Consider the following 4,586-nt stretch of genomic DNA (forward strand, 5'->3'; position numbering starts at 1 on the left):
TTCGAGTCGTTGGGAGAGTTTGAACAAAAGGTCTGCGGAGGGAATGAAATGCCCTCTCTCAATTTTACTAATCTGGCTTTGTTCACAAATTCCTTCTGCAAGAGTTTGTTGGGAGAGTCTCAACTCTTTTCTTTTCAATCTGAATTTCTCTGCGAGTGTATTCATTAAAAATAATAAACCTTCCTATTTGCTTAATTTCATTATAAAATTTTTAGTTCAAAATAGCAAGTTAAAGGAATAAATAATTCTCTATAGTAATAATAAAAAAGTTCAAAATATAATAAAAACACTTGACTAAATAAAATATATCTGTTAGAATAAAAAGAAAGGGGTTTCATAATATAAGATGAGGAGAAATCGTGGAATTAAAAAAATAGTTATATTTGTATTACTAAGTGTTCTTGCATTTGGTAATACAATTCCCTATCAACAGTTTGTTCAGAAGAATAAACAATTGGAGATTCGAGTGCAATCGCAAAAGAAGTCCAATGGTCTTGATGTTGGGAAGGCTGATTAGTTGATTAAATGATGAAAATACTATTAACTATATAGTATTTCTGTTTTATCTAATTTTTAATTAGAAAGAAGGGATTCCGATGTACTAGGGTATGATTTGTTGATATTTCTAAATGCAGTCATTGTTATTGTTAGATTTTAAGTGAAAGAAATGAGGGCTTTACGATGAAGAAAAGCATAAAAAAAATAATTACAACATCTTTACTTGCACTGACTTTAGCTGGTGCAGGTGGTTCGATTGTTTCAGCTGCAACAGTTTGGTATAAAGGTACTGCAGTTTATTGGGATTATGGTCGTACTGCTGGCCTTTGGAGCTATTCAAATGTTCAGTCTAGTGTTTACGAACACTCAGCAACTGCTAACGGGGCATTCTCAGGCTGGCAATCACCTGGAGTAGAAGCACGTGTTTCTAAATTCATCGGAACTGCTACAGCTGAATGTTACTGGAATTGTAGGTAAGTACCTATGACATACAAAAACATGTTATTAGGTAAAATGAAATACTTAATCCTGTTTTTGATTGCCATCCAGAGTGTCTTACTTGCTCTGGTGGCAATTTTTTTAGCAGGTTTACAGTATCAACAGTCATGGCAGAGTTATAATCATCATTCCGAAACTGTAACAGTTTATCTTCAGAAGTTAACAGAAGAGCAATCACAAGATGTATTTAATTATTTTTTAGAACAGAGTGACTTGTCCATATGGACAAAACGTTCTGAAAGTAGTGATACAGGAGAAGGTCTAAATAGGATTTATATAGACATCCTTGGCAGCTCTGCTGGTTTTTCAGATTTTGAAAGTACGGGTAAAATAGTAGTCTCACAACAACAATTTGCAGATTTATTATCTCATAGTGATAATAGTATGACTATTGGACTTGACAAAGGCTCAAATAATATGCTTTACGAGCTTCCAGATTTATTATTTAGCACACCTGTAGTCATTGAACGATTAGATTATACTTTTCAAAACACTAATACGATCAATGGGATATACCATATCAATGGTCTCCACGATGCTGTCTCAAGAGATAACTTTCTGTTGCATCTTTCAAAGATGTCAGGTATTTCTGTTGAGGATTTGACAAAAGAAAGTTTTGGAAGTAGTACTGATCAGGGAATTTGGGGAATAATACTTGCTATCAGTATCTTAGTAAATGCCTTCATTTTACTGATTCTATTCTTAATCTGTGTTCTTCAATCCTTTAAACATTTCGGAACATTGATTCTTTTAGGATGGGATAGAAAAGAATTATGGTCTGCTTTTTTCAAAAATTCTCTACTATTTTCAATCTACATTATTCCAATTATCTCTTTATGTAGTTGGTTGTTGTCAGGCTGGTCTAGTTTTGGTTTATCATCGTTTATTCTAGTTTTTGCTGGAGTCAGCCTCTCAGTCTTGTTGCTACTATTGATATTCATTATTCCAACGATTATTGTTTATTCGGTTTCTCCATTAGCCGCAATTCATAAACGATTACCAATGAAGCCTTTAATGGTAACCTGCTTGTTATTCTATACCTTGGTAGCTGGTTTGTTAATCGCAGTCAGTTACTCTTTAGATGCTCCAACGAATCAGTTTATTGATAATATGAAAGTATCTAGGGAGTGGAAAAATGTTGAAGATATGTACGTTATCTCCAGCTTTGTTGAGGGAGATGATGTAGGTACATATGCAGGAACTACAAATTCCCTTGAGCGTAGTATGTATGACTTTTACCAGCGTATATCTGAGCTTCCAGGTGTCTATATTGCCCAAGGAAAATTTCTTAATCAGGAGTACCTTGATGCAGTCTATGGGACATACCAACATGTCCCTAAAAAACCATTTTGGTATTTGAAATTCTCCTATAATTACCTGCAAGAGTTAGGTATTCCCCTAAGTGATGAGGAGTTGCTAGAGATGAGGAATGGTACTCGACTTTATCTTCTACCTAACACGCTCAATACAGAAGAACTTGAGGCGATGAAGGCTTATTTACAGGAAAGTGTCACTGTAAAACCGGGAGATTTACAAACTAATTTCACAGAAAATCCGAAATTTATGTTCAAGGTTTACCAACCGTCTCGACCAATATTTACTTGGTCAGATTCCATTTCTTATGGTACAACTAGTGAGAATCCAGTTATTTTTGTCTCAACACCAGAGAATCTATATTTCATGGAGTCGGCAAACTTAGTTGTCAGCGGCTATAATGGTCTTTTGAAGATTCGTGATAGGGAAACAATGGAACAGGTAGTGTCCGTTTTAGAAACAGAATTTCCAGATTTAACGGATAATCGGTTGAGTTTTACAACTGTCAAGAACTTTATCAATGGTCTTCAAAAAGATCTGAGTTATACATTTTATCTTTTCGGCACGATTATAGCGATTATCATCATTACGATGATGGCTATTTTCTGGAGTTTTGTCTTAATGTACCGCTTGTTATTTGAAGAAAAATTGTATGTTCAATACTTTATGGGATTCTCACCATGGAAAAGATATATTGGTGTGGTTTCTCTCATTATTAGTTTTTCTGTGATGGAACTAATCGTTTCTATCTTGGTGGGTTCTAAGTTGGGAATAGTCATGACACTAGCTACATTTGCTTTTCAGATAATGCTTCTTTACTTCAGTTTGTTCCGTAAAGAAGGAGAGAGTATCATACAATCATTTAAGGAGTAATCTCATGTCTAGAATTTCAGTACAAAATGTATCAAAACAATTTGGTTCAAGAGAAATTTTCAAAGACTTAAGCTTTGATATTGAGGAAAATGAATTTGTAGCTTTAGTAGGACCTTCTGGTTCTGGAAAATCGACTATCCTCAATATGATTGGACTATTGGATACTGTTGACAGTGGTAAAATCCTAATCAACGGAAAAGTTTTGCCTAAGGTAAATTCGCAATCAGCAGTTCATTATCGAAGGAATGTCATCAACTATCTTTTTCAATCCAATGCACTCATTTCTACATCTAGTGTGAAAGATAACCTGATGCTTGCCATGACTTTTTCGAATTTCTCTAGACAGGAGAAAGAGCAGAGAATCAAGGAAACGCTAGAATTTGTTGGTCTACAAAATCGGTTAAATAGTAAAGTCAATGAATTATCGGGAGGTGAACAGCAGAGAATTGCGATTGTGAGAGCTATTTTAAAGCCCGGAGATATTGTCCTAGCAGATGAACCAACCGGATCGTTAGATCCTGAAATGTCTCAAAAAGCATTCGATTTGATTCGAACTTTGAGAGATCAATTTGGTAAAACAATTTTGATTGTTACGCATAACATGGAGCAAGCACGGCAATGTGATAGGATCATTTCACTGGAGTAGGTTCTTGTAAATTAACTCAAGCATTATTAGCACTTGATACGGTTACTTCTGAACCCGTTTCAAAAGAAAACTATCTTTATTCCATGTTATTTTGAGAAAGATATTGTGAAAGTCAAATATGATGATAAAGTTGAGTGGAATTTGTTAGAATTTCAAAAATTTAGAGCATTTTTGGCTTAGTAATATGTGTTGAAAGCTCAAAATCTATGGTAAAAAGTAGCTTTGAAAACGTATTGCCTCCAAAGATTTAGTTAAATAATGATTTAACACAAAAAGAAATTATTGAAGTTCTGGAAAGATGTTGTTTCAGTATTGAGAAAAGGTGGGAAAAACTTGCGATTTTCACAGAGAAAGGATTGTTATAAATCTTGCATAGCTCTCTTGCTTCTATATAATAATTTTTGACTTGTTCTTTGCCAAGGAATTGTGTTCCACAATTTCCAACGAGAACGAGCAGGGGAGCTAGTTGGTAACTTGTTTGCCTCTCTTTACAGAGTTCGATAGTCTCAAGAGCTTCTTGGATGGCTTCATTATATTTTTCCTTTGATACTAGGTAGTGAGCGTAGTTGTAACGAACTCTGATGTAGCCAAATAAAAACTCTTGATGCTCAAAATTTTTTGTCTGATATAACTCCATCAAATGAGAGTAGTTTGCCTCATATTCTTGTTCACGACCCTCTAAGGAATAGAAATTAGATAGAGTATTCAAGGCCTTTAAATAAATCAGAGTATTTGAAAAGACTTTTAATAATATATT

At 34.4% G+C, this 4,586-nt stretch carries 5 protein-coding genes and 1 pseudogene; 4 read left to right on the forward strand and 2 right to left on the reverse strand.

Annotated elements, in window-relative coordinates; genetic code table 11:
* The coding region (locus HT723_RS03410) for a helix-turn-helix transcriptional regulator (RefSeq protein ID WP_172922950.1) at positions 1-165 on the reverse strand (165 nt) is incomplete at its 3' end.
* A gap of 181 nt (positions 166-346) precedes the next feature.
* On the opposite strand from HT723_RS03410, the gene HT723_RS11800 reads away from it, so the two are divergent.
* The 4 genes from HT723_RS11800 (at position 347) to HT723_RS03425 (ending at position 3,829) form a co-directional block, all read left to right on the forward strand.
* A complete protein-coding gene (locus HT723_RS11800) occupies positions 347-517 on the forward strand; it encodes a PhrA family quorum-sensing system peptide (RefSeq protein ID WP_001254078.1) in 171 nt (56 codons plus the stop codon).
* 164 nt (positions 518-681) lie between these two features.
* Entirely contained in the window at positions 682-975 is a 294-nt protein-coding gene (locus tag HT723_RS03415) for a hypothetical protein (protein ID WP_000748217.1), read from the forward strand.
* Between the two features lie 21 nt (positions 976-996).
* Positions 997-3,183 (forward strand): ABC transporter permease, encoded by a 2,187-nt coding sequence (locus tag HT723_RS03420; protein ID WP_240154941.1) that lies wholly within the window; start codon positions 997-999, stop codon positions 3,181-3,183.
* A 4-nt stretch (positions 3,184-3,187) separates the two neighbouring features.
* Positions 3,188-3,829, forward strand: coding sequence for an ATP-binding cassette domain-containing protein (locus tag HT723_RS03425; RefSeq protein ID WP_000087002.1), 642 nt, complete (start codon positions 3,188-3,190; stop codon positions 3,827-3,829).
* Positions 3,830-4,076: 247 nt separating this feature from the next.
* Here HT723_RS03425 and HT723_RS03430 read toward each other — a convergent pair.
* A pseudogene (locus HT723_RS03430) lies at positions 4,077-4,586 on the reverse strand (XRE family transcriptional regulator); the annotation flags it as partial.

It is taken from the genome of Streptococcus sp. 2106 (assembly GCF_013277315.1).
In the GTDB taxonomy this organism is placed as follows: domain Bacteria; phylum Bacillota; class Bacilli; order Lactobacillales; family Streptococcaceae; genus Streptococcus; species Streptococcus pseudopneumoniae.

Excerpts from the sequence above, each read along its gene's own strand:
- HT723_RS03420 (WP_240154941.1), top strand. The coding sequence starts at position 997 with ATGTTATTAGGTAAAATGAAATACTTAATCCTGTTTTTGATTGCCATC.
- HT723_RS03425 (WP_000087002.1), top strand. The coding sequence starts at position 3,188 with ATGTCTAGAATTTCAGTACAAAATGTATCAAAACAATTTGGTTCAAGA.
- HT723_RS03415 (WP_000748217.1), top strand. The coding sequence starts at position 682 with ATGAAGAAAAGCATAAAAAAAATAATTACAACATCTTTACTTGCACTG.
- HT723_RS11800 (WP_001254078.1), top strand. The coding sequence starts at position 347 with ATGAGGAGAAATCGTGGAATTAAAAAAATAGTTATATTTGTATTACTA.